Annotated in this window: 10 protein-coding genes; 5 read left to right on the top strand and 5 right to left on the bottom strand. The window is 56.2% G+C overall.

What is annotated here, in order from left to right:
- The first annotated feature begins 155 nt into the window (after nt 1-155).
- The 3 genes from AC1AY0_RS01505 (at nt 156) to AC1AY0_RS01495 (ending at nt 7,822) form a co-directional block, all read left to right on the top strand.
- Nucleotides 156-3,536 (top strand): tetratricopeptide repeat protein, encoded by a 3,381-nt coding sequence (locus tag AC1AY0_RS01505; RefSeq protein WP_476523579.1) that lies wholly within the window; start codon nt 156-158, stop codon nt 3,534-3,536.
- Nucleotides 3,537-3,689: 153 nt separating this feature from the next.
- Nucleotides 3,690-6,365, top strand: a complete 2,676-nt coding sequence (ligA, locus tag AC1AY0_RS01500; protein WP_476525932.1) for an NAD-dependent DNA ligase LigA — start codon at nt 3,690-3,692, stop codon at nt 6,363-6,365.
- A 335-nt stretch (nt 6,366-6,700) separates the two neighbouring features.
- Nucleotides 6,701-7,822: an Mrp/NBP35 family ATP-binding protein gene (locus AC1AY0_RS01495; protein ID WP_476523402.1), complete on the top strand. Its 1,122-nt coding sequence runs from the start codon at nt 6,701-6,703 to the stop codon at nt 7,820-7,822.
- On the opposite strand, the gene AC1AY0_RS01490 is transcribed toward AC1AY0_RS01495, so the two are convergent.
- Entirely contained in the window at nt 7,812-8,771 is a 960-nt protein-coding gene (locus AC1AY0_RS01490) for a cation diffusion facilitator family transporter (RefSeq protein WP_476525600.1), read from the bottom strand. The two genes, AC1AY0_RS01495 and AC1AY0_RS01490, sit on opposite strands and share 11 nt — an antisense overlap.
- Before the next feature lie 121 nt (nt 8,772-8,892).
- Here AC1AY0_RS01490 and AC1AY0_RS01485 point away from each other — a divergent pair, with 121 nt between their 5' ends.
- Nucleotides 8,893-9,267: a hypothetical protein gene (locus AC1AY0_RS01485; RefSeq protein ID WP_476523406.1), complete on the top strand. Its 375-nt coding sequence runs from the start codon at nt 8,893-8,895 to the stop codon at nt 9,265-9,267.
- A 120-nt stretch (nt 9,268-9,387) separates the two neighbouring features.
- Here the strand turns inward: AC1AY0_RS01485 and glnA are convergent, their stop codons facing one another.
- The 4 genes from glnA to AC1AY0_RS01465 form a co-directional block, all read right to left on the bottom strand.
- Complete coding sequence (gene glnA, locus AC1AY0_RS01480; RefSeq protein ID WP_476523408.1) at nt 9,388-10,824, bottom strand: type I glutamate--ammonia ligase; 1,437 nt, start codon at nt 10,822-10,824, stop codon at nt 9,388-9,390.
- A gap of 325 nt (nt 10,825-11,149) precedes the next feature.
- The gene (locus tag AC1AY0_RS01475; RefSeq protein WP_476523409.1) at nt 11,150-11,932 is read right to left on the bottom strand and encodes a DUF4191 domain-containing protein; all 783 of its coding nucleotides are present in this window, start codon (nt 11,930-11,932) and stop codon (nt 11,150-11,152) included.
- Nucleotides 11,933-12,006: 74 nt separating this feature from the next.
- The gene (locus AC1AY0_RS01470) at nt 12,007-13,494 is read right to left on the bottom strand and encodes a dihydrolipoyl dehydrogenase family protein (protein ID WP_476523411.1); all 1,488 of its coding nucleotides are present in this window, start codon (nt 13,492-13,494) and stop codon (nt 12,007-12,009) included.
- A gap of 119 nt (nt 13,495-13,613) precedes the next feature.
- Complete coding sequence (locus AC1AY0_RS01465; protein ID WP_476523412.1) at nt 13,614-14,234, bottom strand: DUF3043 domain-containing protein; 621 nt, start codon at nt 14,232-14,234, stop codon at nt 13,614-13,616.
- An 83-nt stretch (nt 14,235-14,317) separates the two neighbouring features.
- On the opposite strand from AC1AY0_RS01465, the gene AC1AY0_RS01460 reads away from it, so the two are divergent.
- Nucleotides 14,318-15,685, top strand: a complete 1,368-nt coding sequence (locus tag AC1AY0_RS01460; RefSeq protein ID WP_476523413.1) for a M20/M25/M40 family metallo-hydrolase — start codon at nt 14,318-14,320, stop codon at nt 15,683-15,685.
- The last annotated feature ends 75 nt before the right edge of the window (nt 15,686-15,760 follow it).

The raw sequence follows: 15,760 nt of genomic DNA, 5'->3' as shown, positions 1-15,760 counted from the left end.
CGAGCAGGTAAAAAACTATCTTTGGAATGCACGTCCATTATTCTATAAGCTTTATGTCGGGCAAACAGTAGAGAATGTGAAGCATGCCAAAACGTATGTCGAATCACAAGAATAAGCCCAGCCGCTCATCTCTACTGGACGGGCTCAAGGATTCGATGAACGCACTCGCTGCTGATTTAGGGCTGACCAAGCCGAAAAAAGCGGAAACGAATCCCTTTGGTGACGCGCTGCGCGAGACCAGCGAGCGTAAGGGTGGCGTTATTGATGAACTGATTCGCCATGCTGTGCCTATTAGCCCCGTGGTGAAGCGCCACACATTCCCAGCGCTTGAGAATGTGCCAGAAGGACTGGTGTTGGGATGGGCTCAGCTGCCCTCCACTCGGGGACGTGGTTTTTCGCTGGGCATTTTCCCGGATCGGGATCATTTTGCTCAAGTGGCTTTTGCTGATGCGCATGGTCGTGTGTTCGTAGGATCTGACCCGGATATGGATGTGCAGGACATGCAACCGCGATTCATGTTCGGCAAAGAGAAGGAAGTGACGCTTCCGGACGGCGAACGGCTCGGATTGGACGAGAATTCTCATTCCGGGCGTGTGCGCTCGGTGGAAGAAGCGCTTCGCCGTCATGTTGGTAAATCAGTGAAAGCCATTGCCGGTGGAGTGGTAGGCCGTGATGATACCGGGCGTATGACTTGGTTGGCATCGTGGCTGAAAACCGGCAATCGGTACACGTTGGAGCAGATGCGCGCCAATCTGCCTGCCGAAATGCGGCATAATCTGGAATACCGTGACGCCATTGCCATTGCATTCTTCGCCGCGTACATGCTGCCTCAGGTGAATGGCCTGCTAATCGGCTTTGGCTCCGGCAATATTTTCCGCCGTCTGAATCGTGAGGCACCAATTGGAGCGATTCGCCGTTCGGTGCGAGACACGTTGGCGGCTCGCGCCCATGGGATGCGTGCTTCCGGTTTGGAAGATCATTTCGCCGATCTGATGCGTGAAGCCGGCGCATTGGACAAGCTCGAAGGTTTGGAAGCCGTGCACGGTGCGGAAGCATTGCACTTGTACACGTCGAGTTACTCGAACAGCTACTTCTTTACTTGGGATAAGTCGTTGGCGTTCACTCAGGCATTGAAGGCGTTGAAGATTGAAGGCAATCTCAATCGTTTTGCTGCAGTAAGCGCATGGCTGGAGCGCAATTCCTCGCTGGGCCGTACGCTGACCGAAGATACGGTGACTCGTGCCGAGGCTGCGCAAATCGATATGAAACTTATCGAAAACCCGGCGATTATGGCGTTGGATCCCTACGATGGCGACGATGAGCGCGAAGCTGTGCTGCGGTTGGTGAATATTGCCGAACAGACTGCACAGCAGATTCGTGCCGAATTCCCGGATCCGCGTACAGCGGTGGGCGGCGGCGATGCGGCTGCGGCGTCTGCCGCGGATGCGCGTTCTGATGCTCCCTCAAGTGAGTGGGTGTATCGCCAGACACTGTCTACACTGCTGCGCCGACTGCGTTTGCCATACCGCTTCGATGTGGAATTCCGCTCCTGCTTGGATAACGGAGAAGTGGCTATTGGCTTTACCACGGCTGGCACTTCGATGATGCCGGATAGCCGATACGACGATGTGAGCCACACATGGCGTTCACTATCCAGCACGGAGCGTGCCGCAATGAGCGTGGCCTACAATCTGCGCGTCGGTTTGATGATGGCCGCAATGAGCTTCGGCGCCAGCCCGGACGTCAAGCAGGTTTGGTTGCACATCGACTCCATCGGTTTGGAAGAAGCCATTGCCGAGCAAGACAGTGCCATCGAACAGATGATGAGCGAAGCCTTGCGCGCGTTCGAACATTTGCGCAGTGGCGATTTAGGCCGATCCGGTTCTAAGGCTGACCCAAAGGATGGCGATTTCCACGGTGATCCCACGCGCCCAATCGCACGCGAGGAATCCTTCGGTCAAAACGCTGCTGCAGATTCTGCTTCCGCTGGGCAGAGTACGTCAGGCAGTCAGTCGGATGGGCAGGATACTGCCGGGCAGTCAGGCGATGATTCGCAGAATGCTGACAATGCTTCCATCGACTCCCAGTTCGAGGATTTGATGAAAGGCATCGATATTGATGCGATGTCGTTCAGCCTCGGTCCGGATGATGCTGCCTCAGCTGACGATAGCAACGATGTGAGCAATACGGATCCAATGAACGCATTGCGCAGCAACCCCACCGTGCGCAATATGGTGACTGTGACGCTCAGTCGTGATGCATTCCTGCGCCGACTCAACACGGATGGCCTCGACCATCCGCAAGACACATACCGCATGTTCGGTGCAGTAATGGACGTGGATGGCGAAGGCGGATTGAAGCCCATCAGCGCGGACTTCGACCTGACGGACAGTCGCTTCGCGCCACTGGGCGCTCAAGAGGAGCCGGAACTGGAAGACCGCTCATTCAGCGCAGCCACGGCAGCAATACTTGGTGCCTCAAGCAGCAGTGGACTTGCCATTCAGCGAGTCGACATGTTGCAGCGAGCCGTTGCTGAATTCCACGGACTCGCGCACAATGATCAGCTTGATTCCGTGGAAAAGGCGCAGCAGGCTATGAGCATCATTGATGCGATATGCGATCCGGAATTAACCGGACTGGCGTCTGAAGTGACCAGTGCGCTGATTGACGGCAAAGATACTCCGGACTTCAAGTTCACGCTTGCCGATGAACTTGACAAGGAACGACTGCGCGCTCGTGATCTGCTGTTCTCAGGGCAGGCTGATCAGGCTATTGAAGTGGCGGAAGCAGCAGTTGCTCGATTGGACCAGATTTTCGATGCTGGGCCGGGCGTGCCACGTTACTTCAACTCCTATGCCGAACGTGTGGTCTATAACCGTCTGTTCGCCACCCGTGACGAGCACACGCTGCTGATTCCGGACAACCTGTTCTATGCACATATGGAATTGGCGGATGTTCTTGGTCAAATTAAAGGTGCCAAAGCGGCAATACCGCATCTGAACCACATGGTGTCGTACGCACCCGCATACCCGCTGTCTCACTTGAAGCTGGCTATTCAGCTGGCTCGCAATGAGGATTGGGATTCAGCTCGTGCCGCCTGCTTGAATGCACTGCGCGTGGCACTGGATCGTGATGATGCCGCATTCGCTTACTACCGTTTTGCCTACTGCGAGTGGATGCTCGATCATTTTGAAACGGCTGCTGCAGCCTACATTATGAGCGACCATATCGCTCCCGGTGCTATCGGCTCTTTGGAAGGTGAATTGCAGGAGCTCGTGGCTCGTGCCGATTCGCAATGCATTCATGTGCCTGAATCCGTGGATGCTGCTGCCTATGTGCTGGCATCGCATGATCTGCCGGTCTGGCCGAATATCGAAGTCGGCGACATCGTGCGCGATGCCGCTCGCGTGTGCGTGGACGAAGGCATGTTCGTGCCGGCTCGCACGTTGTCTGTGGCTGTGGCGCGCATGAACGATGGTGAAGGCGGCGATATCGACATTATCCAGGCCCAATACCTGCGTTCCCTGACTACGTGATTTGGATATGCATCGTATTCGTCATTTTCGGCTCCCTCTGATGAGGGAGCTGTCAGCCGACAGGCTGACTGAGGGAGAGAAGCTTGGCAGACTCAAGTCTGCCAATAACAAATCACATCCCAGCGCGATTCCATGACTCGGCTAGGATAGGCGATTATGAGCATTGAACAGTTGGCATGGGATTTTGACGATGGCGATACCGTTGAAGTAAAGCCGAATGAAGGCGCAACCAAATTTGCGCCAGGATCCGAGCAATGGATCGCGGCGTTACAGCCCACCGACGACGATGCCGTACGCATTGACCGGCTGGATGTGAACACGCTCAGCGCGGAGGCTGCGGCCCGGCTGTGGGCTCGCGTAGCTGCATGGGTTGAATCCGATCAAATCGCTTATTATATTGACGATTCCCCAGTCAGTTCTGACGCAGCTTATGACGCTCGCATGCGTACCCTTGAACGGCTGGAAGCTGCATTCCCCGCGCTGGATAATCCGCAGTCGCCCACCCACCGCGTCGGTGGTACTTTCTCCAACGATTTCGCCTCAGTTCGCCATCCAAGCCGCATGATGAGCCTTGACGATGTCTTCTCCATCGAAGAACTCAAAGACTGGTATGACTCAGTCATCCGCGACCTCGATTGGCCTGAAGACAAACCCTTGCCGATGAGCTGCGAAGTGAAAATCGATGGTCTGGCATTGAATCTCATTTACCGCAATGGCGTGCTGGAACAAGGCCTGACCCGCGGCGACGGCGTCACCGGCGAAGACATCACCCTGAATGTGCGCACCATCGGTTCCATTCCAGCGAACCTTGGCGGACCCAAGGAAGACATTCCCGACTTTGTAGAAATCCGCGGTGAAGTATTCATGCGTTGGGATGATTTCCGTACTTTGAATGCTGAACAGGAGGACGCGGGCCGTGCACCATTCGCCAATCCGCGCAATGCGGCGGCCGGTTCCTTGCGTCAGAAAGATCCGCGCATTACTGCTACTCGTCGCCTGAGCTTCTATGCTCACGGTTTAGGACAGCTCACTTGGGGTGCCGATTATCCGCGCGGCACCCACGATGTCATTGCCGACCAATCACAGGCATATGAGCTGTACCAAAAGTGGGGCGTTCCAGTGTCGCCACACAATCGTTCCGTAACCTCCTTCCAAGAGATTCTGGACATGATTGACTACTACGGCGAGCATCGCGGCGATATCGAGCATGCGCTCGACGGCATCGTTGTCAAAGTCGATGATCTCGCATTGCAGCATACTCTCGGTGCAACCTCGCGTGCACCGCGCTGGGCTATCGCATACAAATATCCGCCTGAGGAAGTCAATACCGAACTGTTGGATATTCGAGTCCAGGTGGGGCGCACCGGCAGAGTTACGCCAGTCGCCATCCTGAAGCCCGTGTATGTGGCGGGTTCCACCGTTGCACGAACCACATTGCACAATGCGTTTGAAGTCAAGCGCAAGGGCATCCTGATTGGCGATACTGTTGTGGTGCGCAAGGCCGGCGATGTGATTCCGGAACTGGTTGGGCCGGTTCTGGAGCGGCGTAAGGGCCGCGAAGATCAGCTTCGTGAATTCGTGATGCCGGAATATTGCCCATCGTGCGGTGCCAAACTGGCTCCTGCGAAGGAAGGCGATAAGGATATTCGCTGCCCGAATGTGGAAAGCTGTCCTGCGCAGTTGACCGAGCGCGTGATTTCCTTGGCCTCGCGTAAGGCGTTTGATATTGAGCATTTGGGTGACCAGTCGGCGTTGGCGTTGACCAATCCCGAAGAGAATCGCCCTGGCTCGGTGGATACCTATGCGCCGAACATTACAGAGATATTGGTTCAGCCGGGCGAGGAGCCGGAACCGTATGAGCCAGTGGACGGTTTGGAATTGCCGGCTGAACAGACGCCAGTGTTGTCTAGCGAAGCGGGCCTGTTCGCACTGAACGCCAATGATTTGAAGGACGTGCGCGTCTGGCGTGAAGCGGCAATCATCGAAGTGCGTGAAACCGTGGATGAGCACGGTAAGAAGCATAAGAGCCGTAAACGTGTGGGCGGGTCGGGCCTGTGGCATCAGGTGCCGGCGTTCTGGACCGCGCCGACTCCTGCGAAAAAGCTTACTGCTAAGCAGTTGTCGGCTAGGGGAGCGGCTGCCTCATCAGACATTACCGTGACCGCATATCCGGATTACGATGTACCGGCCGACGCGGTGATTGTGCGCGTGGATCATAAGAAGACTCGCACTGGCGAAACCGATGTGCCGGTGTACATTCGCCCCGGTGAGAATACACGTAAGATGTTCGAGGAAATGGACAAGGCCCGCCATGCCGACCTGTGGCGCGTGTTGGTGGCGCTCTCTATCCGCCGTCTTGGCCCGCCAACCGCGCGCCTGATTGCTTCGGCAATGGGCTCGCTGGATGCCATTGCATCGGCCAGTGTGGAGGATTTGACGCAAATTGATGGCGTCGGTCCGGAAATTGCTGAATCCGTGGTGAACTGGTTCGCCGCCGCCCGCGAGCCGGGGGATTGGCGTGGCGAAACCTTGCGTGCATGGACTGCTGCCGGCGTGGGCGTTGCCGCAGCGGAGAAAAGCACGCTGCCGCAGACGTTGGCCGGCAAAACCGTGGTGGTCACCGGCTCGTTGGAGGGCTATTCGCGTGACTCCGCGAAGGAAGCGATTCTCGAGCGCGGAGGCAAGGCCGCCGGCTCGGTCAGTAAGAAAACCGACTATGTGGTGGTTGGTGCAAACGCGGGTTCCAAGGCTTCCAAAGCTGAGGAGTTGGGCATTCCAATGCTCAATGAAGCTCAATTCGCGCAATTATTGGAAACCGGCGAAGTGTGAGAGCCGTCTTCTGAAGCGTGACTGTAGGGAAACCAACACTGACTGTAGGATATTCGACACTGACTGTCGGGTTTTCAACACCGACTGTAGGGATTCCGACGTTTTTCGTTGGTTTTCCTACAGTCAACGTTAGTTTTCCTACAGTCGATGTTGGAAACCCGACAGTTTCTGTCGGAAAACCTACAGTCAATAGGCCAGGTGATACGTGTTGCCTCGCTGAACAATGATTCCAAGACGAACAACGTCATCTCCTTCTCGGTCGGAGTAATCCCACGATAGCTCTGGCATGCCGGCGAATTGCACGGTACGCTAGTGGGCGGCAATAAGGAGGATTGATGAGCGAAACCCGCGAGATCGAAGCAGCAATCTACGAGCGTTTGAGTCGTGTGATTGACCCGGAATTAGGCCGATCAGTAACTGATTTAGGTATGATTGCCGCCATTAACGCGGTACCCACTGCAGATGGAACAAGCAGCGATTATGACGTCACCGTGCACGTGGAACTGACGGTGGAAGGCTGCCCGCTTTCGGAAACCATCACTAACCAAATCAATGGTGCCGTCGCTTCCTATCCGGATGCCAAGCTCACTCCACATATTGAAGTGTCCTCGATGAGTCGGGACAAGTTGGATGATCTAGTCGCCGATCTGAAGGCCGAACGCAAGCAGAATCCGTTTAATAAGCCGGGCGTCAAAACCCGCATCTTTGCCATCGCTTCCGGTAAGGGCGGCGTCGGCAAGTCTTCGGTTACTGCAAACCTGGCGGCGACGTTTGCGGCGCTGGGCTATGACACCGCTGCCATCGACGCTGACATTTACGGTTTCTCGTTGCCGCGACTTTTTGGCGTGCACACGCAGCCTACCAATTTGAACGGCATGCTGATGCCCGTCACTGCATGGGGCGTTAAGTTGATTTCCATTGGTATGTTTGCCGGCGCTGATCGTGCGATTCTCTGGCGTGGCCCGCGTCTGCAGCGCTCGCTGGAACAATTCCTTTCGGATGTCTGGTGGGGCGAGCCGGATGTGCTCTTGCTGGACTTGGCGCCGGGCACGGGAGATATGGCGATTTCCGTAGCTCAGGCATTGCCGAATGCGGAACTCGTGGTGGTCACTACGCCGCAGCCGTCCGCTTCCGATATCGCTGTACGCTCCGGCCTGGTCGCCTTGCAAGTGCCGATGAAGGTGCGTGGCGTAGTAGAGAATATGAGCTACTACGAGCACAAGGGGGAGAAGCTGCGCATCTTCGGCGAAGGCGGAGGCCAGCGTGTTTCTGAACAATTGACCGAAGCCCTTGGTTATGATGTGCCGCTGATGACCCAGCTGCCGTTGGAGCCTGAAGTGCGGGAAATAGGCGAATCCGGTCGCCCTGCAGTCTTGGATGCTGATGGTGCGATGCGCACCGACGCACTCGGGCAGACCTTCCGTGCGCTTGCCGAACAGCTGATGGCTACGCGTTAGCCCGCCAGATATCCGGCTCGACGTAGATCTCCCATTCATACCACGGCAATGCGCCGCGAATATTGGTCTCGATCTTATCGACTGTTTGCACGTCGAAATCGCGGTCAAGCTTGGATGTTTCGACTTTCAAACAGAGCAGCACGGAATCCTCATCCATGTGGATCGCCTGCATATTGATCAGGCGATCCACGCCATCAGTGCTTTCCACGGCCTTGACTACAAGGCTGCGCGTGCTGGGATCAAGGCTTTCGCCTACCAGAAGCGAGCCGGACTTAAAGGCCAGCGCAGCTGAGCCGCATACCAGTACCAGACCGACGAGCATACCGCCGATGGCATCGTAGAGTTCGTCGCCGGTAACAATGGACAGTCCAATGCCGAGACCAGCAAATGCCAAGCCAATCAACGCCAGCGTATCTTCCATCATGACCGAAGCCAGTTCGGCGGATTTGGTACGACGCCAGAAACCAATCAGGGAATCATCCTCAACCTTGACACGCTTCATACGCCCGTGAGCCTCATGAATGGAAGTATGCAAGCCATATCCTTCAAGACAAGCGGAAATACCAACCACCACGAGCGCGGCGATAAGCTCTACGGATTCTGTCTCACGTGGCACAGTCCCCTCAATGAGTCCTGCAAGCTTGCCGGCTGCCTGAGATACAGCGAACACGCCACCGACAAAGAACAGTAGCGTGGCCACGATGAAGCTCGCCAAATACTTCACACGATGCAAGCCGAACGGATGATCGCCGCGAGATTTATGATCGGAAGCCTTATCGCCCAGCATCAGTACTAATTCGTTGGCACAATCAGCCACTGAGTGCACGGATTCTGAGAACATAGACGACGAGCCGGTGAAGGCTGCCGCAGCAAATTTGGCGCATGCCACTCCGACATTGGCAAGCAGTGCGGCTTTGACCGCAGCTCCCGCGTTCTTTTGATCAGACATGATATATCCCTCTTTCCTGCGAGCATTATAGGTATGTTCATGCAAGAACGTTTGGGATATGGTCGTTTCTTCATGCTGCATTGCGCTAAAGGCTGTTTACCGCGCGGTATACTGACTTTTCATGGGAAAAACGACGATTAGGGTAGCTTTTGATGACCCGCTAGAGGCGGCGCATTTCCTGCAACAATGCCGTAGAAAAGGTTATGATGCGCAGCTGGAGGATTCGCGCCCGCAAATCAAGAGGAACGGGCCGGCTTTGGCTGCATGGCTTAAGGAACATCCCGGCTGGTATAAGGTGGGGGAGTCCGTCAATCGCGCGGCTGCCAATAAGGCAGTACTGAAAATTCGTAACGGCGAACGACGAGGCTTTGAGAGCGGCAAATTTGAGGCACGCATGGAAAATCAAGATGGCCGTTGGCTGGTTTATGCGCGTCATGCTGGCCGGCCCACGAAAGCGCGCAAACCGCAGGGCGAGGGAATGGAACCGTTGTTCTGACCCGTATATCAGTGCTCAATATGCTCAATACATGTTCAATGTAAGCATTAATACATGCGCAACAAAATAATCCCCAACCACCGAAATGGTTGGGGATTATTTATACGACCAAACTACCTATCAGATGTGGTAGTAGAGCTCGTACTCGAGCGGGGTCGGGGTCAGGCGAGCCTGATCGATCTCGTCGCGCTTGAGGCCAATCCAGGTCTCAATGAGATCGTCGGTGAAGACATCGCCAGCGGTGAGGAAGTCGTGATCCTCTTCCAGAGCGTCCATAGCTTCACCCAGGGAGCTCGGAACCTGCTTGATGCCAGCGTGCTCTTCCGGCGGCAGCTCGTAGAGGTCCTTGTCGACCGGCTCCGGAGGCTCGATGTGGTTCAGGATGCCGTCCAGGCCAGCCATCAGCTGAGCGGAGAAGGCGAGGAACGGGTTGCAGGACGGATCCGGAGCGCGGAACTCGATACGCTTTGCAGCCGGGGAGGTGCCAGCCAGCGGGATACGGATGGCGGCAGAACGGTTACGAGCGGAGTACACCAGGTTGACCGGAGCCTCGAAGCCCGGAACCAGACGGTGGTAGGAGTTCAGGGACGGGTTGGTGAAGGCCAGCACGGAGGAGGAGTGCTTGATCAGGCCGCCGATGTACCAGCGAGCCAGGTCGGACAGGCCGGCGTAGCCCTTCTCATCGTAGAACAGCGGCTTGCCGTCCTTCCACAGGGACTGGTGGCAGTGCATACCAGTGCCGTTATCGCCGGCGATCGGCTTCGGCATGAAGGTGGCGGACTTGCCAGCCAGAGCAGCGGTCTCGTGGACGACGTACTTGTACTTCATCAGGTCGTCGCCTGCGTGCTGCAGGGTGTTGAAGCGGTAGTTGATCTCCTGCTGACCAGCGCCGGCCACCTCGTGGTGGGAACGCTCGAGGATCAGGCCGACCTTCTGCAGGTTGGCGACCATGTCGTCGCGCAGATCCTGAGTGTGGTCAATCGGCGGAACCGGGAAGTAGCCGCGCTTGACGCGGTTCTTGAAACCGATGTTCGGGGTGCCGTCTTCTTCAACGTCAACGCCGGAGTTCCACGGAGCTTCGATGGAGTCGACCTCGTAGAAGGAACGGTTCATGCCGTTCTCGAAGCGGACCTTGTCGAAGATGAAGAACTCAGCTTCAGGAGCGAAGGATGCGGTGTCAGCGATGCCGGTGGACTTCAGGTAAGCCTCAGCCTTGCCAGCAACCTGACGAGGATCGCGGGAGTACGGCTCGTCGGTCAGCGGGTCGACGATGGAGAAGGCCACGTCGAGGGTCTTGTGCTTACGGAACGGGTCGACGAATGCGGTGGCAACATCCGGCACCAGCTTCATGTCAGACTCGTTGATGGCCTGGAAGCCCTGGACGGAGGAACCATCGAACGGCATGCCGTCGGTGAAGGCGTCCTTCAGGAACTCGCTAGCCGGCACGGTGAAGTGCTGCTGAACGCCGATAAGATCGGTGAAACGAACGGAGACATACTCGATGCCTTCCTTATTGATAAGGGCCTCGGCGTCTTCCTTGGACTTGAGTTCGGTCACGGGACCGCTCCTTTCGTGTGAAATTTAACAGTACCCATCGTAAAATCGCGCGTTTCGCCAGCTCGAAACTTGGGTTACGAGAATGTTTCATGATGGTTGATGAAAATGCACAAACCGCGGAATTTCAAGGAATTGATATTTCAGCTAGAAAATGTAGGCAGCTTCAGTCCGTCCGCAACGTGGACAATGAATGACTGATGGCATGAAACGGCAGAGGAAGAGCGGCAGGTGCAGCATAGCTGCAGTGATATAAAGCGATATAAGAAAACCCGCCAATCCAATAGAGGAGAGGCGGGTCCAGTATTCGTATCAGCAGCGCTTGTTATCAGCGGCCGCGCATAGCGCGACGAGAAACCTTCTGCGGATGGTAGGGGTCGATGCCCTTCGGCACGTTGTAACCCTTCTTGGCCTGCAGCGTACGCAAACGATCGTTCAGCGTAGCCATTTCAGCCTTGGTCAGCAGGAAGCGGCGGCGTGGGTGAATCTTGGCGATCAGCGCATTCTTATGGTTGGTCGGCTCATAGCTCTTGGAACGAGTCACCGTGGTGCGCAGCTTCTCCAGCGGAACCTGCTTGGGGCCGTGGCCCACGGAAATACGGTAGACCGGAATGGAGGAGCCAGCGGTAACGCCCTTGATCTCACGTTCCTGACGGTCCATAGCCTTCATGATGCGACCGTAATCGCCTTCACCAATCAGGTAAATGCCGTTCATCGAAGTACCGCGCCAAATGGCATCCTTGGTCTTCGGGTCGATCCACACCGGTTCCTGCGGGAAATCGAAGCCAGCCTTGCTCATATTGCTCAGCACGCCAATGGCAGCACCCGGCTTGCCGTCGATCTGCTTGTATCCCACAGCGTCAGCACGACGGGTCAGCATCATCGTGGCGAGGAGCAGGCCCAGCATCACAGCCGTGATCATCAGGAAAATCCAAGTGAGCCAAGACCACTTGAAAATCAGGCCAATAATGACCATAACGACAACCGGCAGCAGGAAGGAGCCAGCTTCAAGCCACGGCAGGGCCTTATCTTCCTTGGCCGTGTACTTGTAGATCTGGATAACCTGCTTGATTGTGCTTTGCTTCTTGGGCTTTGCTTCCTTGTCCGCCATCACTCTTTCCTTTACTGCATGTTATTGCAATGAACACACTGGCAAATAACTGTATCAGGTGTGCTGGTCCGCGCTTAGCGCGTGTGTAACGGTCTGCCGTCTGCCTTCAGCAGAGCCTCGCCCAATGTTTCGCTGAATGTGGGGTGAGGATGAATCAAGCGAGCCGCATCGCAGAGCGGCACATGATTGCCTACAAGCTGTTCCGCTTCCGCGATAATATCCGAGGCCAGCGGGGAGACCATGTGCACGCCGAGCACACGTGGTGTATCCGGATCTGCGGCAAAGCAGCCGGAAACGACGGTTAGTGAGCCTGCGGTACCGCGCATCAGCATGCGCGCATTGGCCATCATCGGGTACACGGTTTCCTGAACCTCGACCAAATCCTCTCGCGCCTGCGCTTGGTCGATGGTAAGGCCCACGCATGCGGCTTCGGGGGAGGAGAATACGACTTGCGGCACGGTGGTCTCATCTACCGGCTTCACCGTTTGCCCGGCAATGGTTTCGGCAATAACCAGGCCTTGTTCGAATGCGCGATGTGCCAATGCATGACCTTGCGTCACATCTCCCACGGCCCAGATTCCCGGCTTGCTGGCACGTCCGAAGGCGTCGGTGGTGACATGACCACTGTTATCGATGGAAACTCCCCACGCCGGGTCGGTGATCGGGTCACGGCCAATGGCGGCCAAGGCGATTTCGCCCCACACGCTTTGCTCGCCGTCCACGCCGTCGCGCGTGTAATGCACAGTTGCGCCAAGATTCGCGCCCACATCCACATGTGTCACGCCGGTATGAGGAATGATGGTAACGCCGTGGCGCTTGAGCTCGCGGGTCAGCGTCATGGAAGCACGTCGATCCCAACTGGAAAGTACTCGATCCTTGCGAATCAACAGTGTTACATTGCAGCCGGCCGCATTCCACATTGAGGCGAATTCCAAGGCCACAGCGCCGGCTCCAATAATCACGGCGGAAGACGGGAACTCGTTTAATTCCAGTGCCTGCGTGGAATCAATAAGAGCGCCGGCGAACGGATTATTAGGCAATGGACGGGGCTTGGCTCCAGTGGCAATCACCACATTAGAAGCAGTGAGATCCACGCTTGTACCGGCTGGCTCAGGCACATCGGCCTTGTGATACAGAACAATCTCGGACTGGCCAGAAGCGGGAGCCAAATGGACCAGGTGATGGTCGTTATCATCCACTTGGTCTGCGTTAAACGTGGCAAAAGCTCGGTACACCGTAATCCCACGATGCGCAAGCAACCCGGAAAGCCCTCGTACCATCGTGTCCACAATGCGGAGCTTGTAATCGCGCAAAGTGCCGAAATCAATGCCATCAACCGAAGCGTTGACGCCAAGCTCTGCCGCACGATGCACAGTATCAATAGTGTGCGTGGCGGTGATCAACGCTTTGGAAGGAATACATCCACGATTCAGACAAGTGCCGCCAACCGTGGCGTCTCGTTCAATAAGCGCTACTGATAATCCAAGTTCTGCAGCGCGCAAGGCCGTGGAATACCCTCCCGGGCCAGCGCCAATAATCACCACATCGAACTGTTCGCTCATGAATCCTCCCTGATAACAATTATGGCTCCCATCATAGGGAGCCATAATCATAAAAACAGCAGGAATCGGCAGTCATGCCAAGACATGCAGAGTCATACTAATTGACTGCCGTGCGAACACTAGTCCTCAGGCCAGTGACCACGCTTGTCGTAACGCGGCTTGGGCAGACGCCAGCGACGCATCTGAATGGAGCGGCTCCAAGCGTAGGAGAAGGAGCGGGAGCCCTTGGCAACGGATGCCTCGCCATACTTGGCGATGAGCTTAGCCTTGAGCTTGCGCCACATCAGCCAAACATCGATGATGACGGCAACCAGATAGCCGTACATGAAAATCATCATGATCAGCGATGCCCAAGCGCTCTGCACGGTGGAAGTAACGATCATGGACACGATCAGAATGGCAAAAGCGACCGGAATGAACCATTCACCCAAGTTGAAGCGGGCGTCCACGTAATCGCGGATGTAAATACGCCACGGCAGTCGCTCGGACTTCGGCATATGGTTCAAATCGCCCTTCTGCATGGCCTCATACTCGGCGTTCTCACGCTCACGCATACGAGCCTTGGCAGCCTTGGCGCTCGCCTTACGGTCGGCGGGAACCAGCGGGCGGATGCCAGCGGCCTGAGCCTTCTTCATCTTCGGGGTCGGGCGGCCCTTACTGGCGGACGGATCGGTTTTCTTCTCTTCGGCCGGCTCCACCGGAGCTTGGGCCTCTTCTTTTTTGAACGGGTTCCATGTCATGCTTTGAGGTTACGGTGACGTTCAGACACATGTTGTGTAGGCGTAACCATTGCAATGACGCCCTTTATATATAAGGAGAACACATGGCAGAACTGAGTGTGGACCAGGTGCGTGCGCGCGTCGAATCCGATTGGAATCGCATTGTTGACCTACTAAATCGAAAAATTGCGTTGCAGTCTGTTTCCGCCAAGGGCATTACTGCAGAACATATGAAGCGTTCGGCTGAGTTTGTGGCCGATGAGCTGAAGCTGGTCGGTATTGATGCCAAGGTAGTGCAGGCCACGAATGAAGACGGTACTTCGGGTGCTTGGGAAGTTATCGGTTCCCGCATCGTGAACCCGGAGGCTCCCACAGTGCTGCTGTATGCTCACCACGATGTGCAGCCGGTGCCGGATCCTGCTGAATGGAATACTGAGCCGTTCGTCGGTACTGAGATTGATGGGCGACTGTATGGCCGTGGTTCTGCTGATGATGGCGGCGGCATTGCCATTCACTCCGGTGCGCTGAAGGCTCTGGGCGATGATCTGCCGGTGAATATCAAGGTGTTCATCGAAGGCGAGGAGGAGATGGGTTCTCCGAGCTTCATTCCGTTCATCAGCGCGCACAAGGATGAGTTTGATTCCGATGTGATTATCGTGGCCGATTCCGGCAACTGGTCCGCTGAGATTCCGTCGCTGACCACCTCACTGCGCGGCAACACTTGCGTGGACGTGACTGTGCGCGGCTTGAAGCATCCGGTGCATTCCGGCCAGTATGGTGGCCCGATTCTGGATTCCAATACGCTGGCTGCCATGCTGATTTCCTCGCTGTATGACGACAACGGCGACTTGGCTGTGCCAGGTATTGCCGCTGAACAGCCGATTGGTGGTCTGCAGCAGGATGTTGATGAAGCTGGCGTGCGCGCTGATGCCGGTGTGGTGGATTCTTATGTGCTCGCCGGCTCGGATTCGTTGGCTTCTCGCTTGTGGACCAAGCCGAGCCTGACGGTGATTGGCTTCGATGCGCAGCCGGTGGAAGGCTCGTTCAATGTGATTTCCCCAGAGACCCGTTTCCGTTTGTCACTGCGTACCGCGCCGAACCAGCGTCCGGAGGAGGCTCAGGATGCCTTGGCTGCATTCTTGGTGGCCAATCCGCCGTTTGGCGCCGAGGTTGAGGTCACCAAGCTGGATAACGGCATGGGCTGGGCTATGGATCCGAATGCCGTGGCCACCAAGGATGCACTGGAAGCTATGGAAGAAGCCTTCGGCGTCAAGCCGATCAACCAGGGTCAGGGCGGTTCCATTCCGTTCATTCCTGAATTGCAGCGACTGTTCCCTGCCGCTCAGGTGCTGGTCACCGGCCCTGAAGATCCGAAGGCCAATGCCCACAGCCCCAACGAGTCCATTTCACTCTATGGCCTCAAGAACAATGTGATCACCGAGGCCCTCCTGCTCGCCAAGCTCGGCAAGTAGGCCCTTTCCGGCTCCCCTCTCTGAGGGGAGCTGTCCGCAAAGAGGACTGAGGGGAGTCCGCAAAATAAGCAAACA

Source organism: Bifidobacterium sp. LH_416, from assembly GCF_056357055.1.
Note: the sequence above shows the minus strand (reverse complement) of the source record. Positions and strands in the feature narration are given on the sequence as shown.

Excerpts from the sequence above, each read along its gene's own strand:
- AC1AY0_RS01505 (WP_476523579.1), top strand. The coding sequence starts at position 156 with ATGAACGCACTCGCTGCTGATTTAGGGCTGACCAAGCCGAAAAAAGCG.
- AC1AY0_RS01495 (WP_476523402.1), top strand. The coding sequence starts at position 6,701 with ATGAGCGAAACCCGCGAGATCGAAGCAGCAATCTACGAGCGTTTGAGT.
- AC1AY0_RS01490 (WP_476525600.1), bottom strand. The coding sequence starts at position 8,771 with ATGTCTGATCAAAAGAACGCGGGAGCTGCGGTCAAAGCCGCACTGCTT.
- AC1AY0_RS01485 (WP_476523406.1), top strand. The coding sequence starts at position 8,893 with ATGGGAAAAACGACGATTAGGGTAGCTTTTGATGACCCGCTAGAGGCG.
- AC1AY0_RS01475 (WP_476523409.1), bottom strand. The coding sequence starts at position 11,932 with ATGGCGGACAAGGAAGCAAAGCCCAAGAAGCAAAGCACAATCAAGCAG.
- AC1AY0_RS01470 (WP_476523411.1), bottom strand. The coding sequence starts at position 13,494 with ATGAGCGAACAGTTCGATGTGGTGATTATTGGCGCTGGCCCGGGAGGG.
- AC1AY0_RS01465 (WP_476523412.1), bottom strand. The coding sequence starts at position 14,234 with ATGACATGGAACCCGTTCAAAAAAGAAGAGGCCCAAGCTCCGGTGGAG.
- AC1AY0_RS01460 (WP_476523413.1), top strand. The coding sequence starts at position 14,318 with ATGGCAGAACTGAGTGTGGACCAGGTGCGTGCGCGCGTCGAATCCGAT.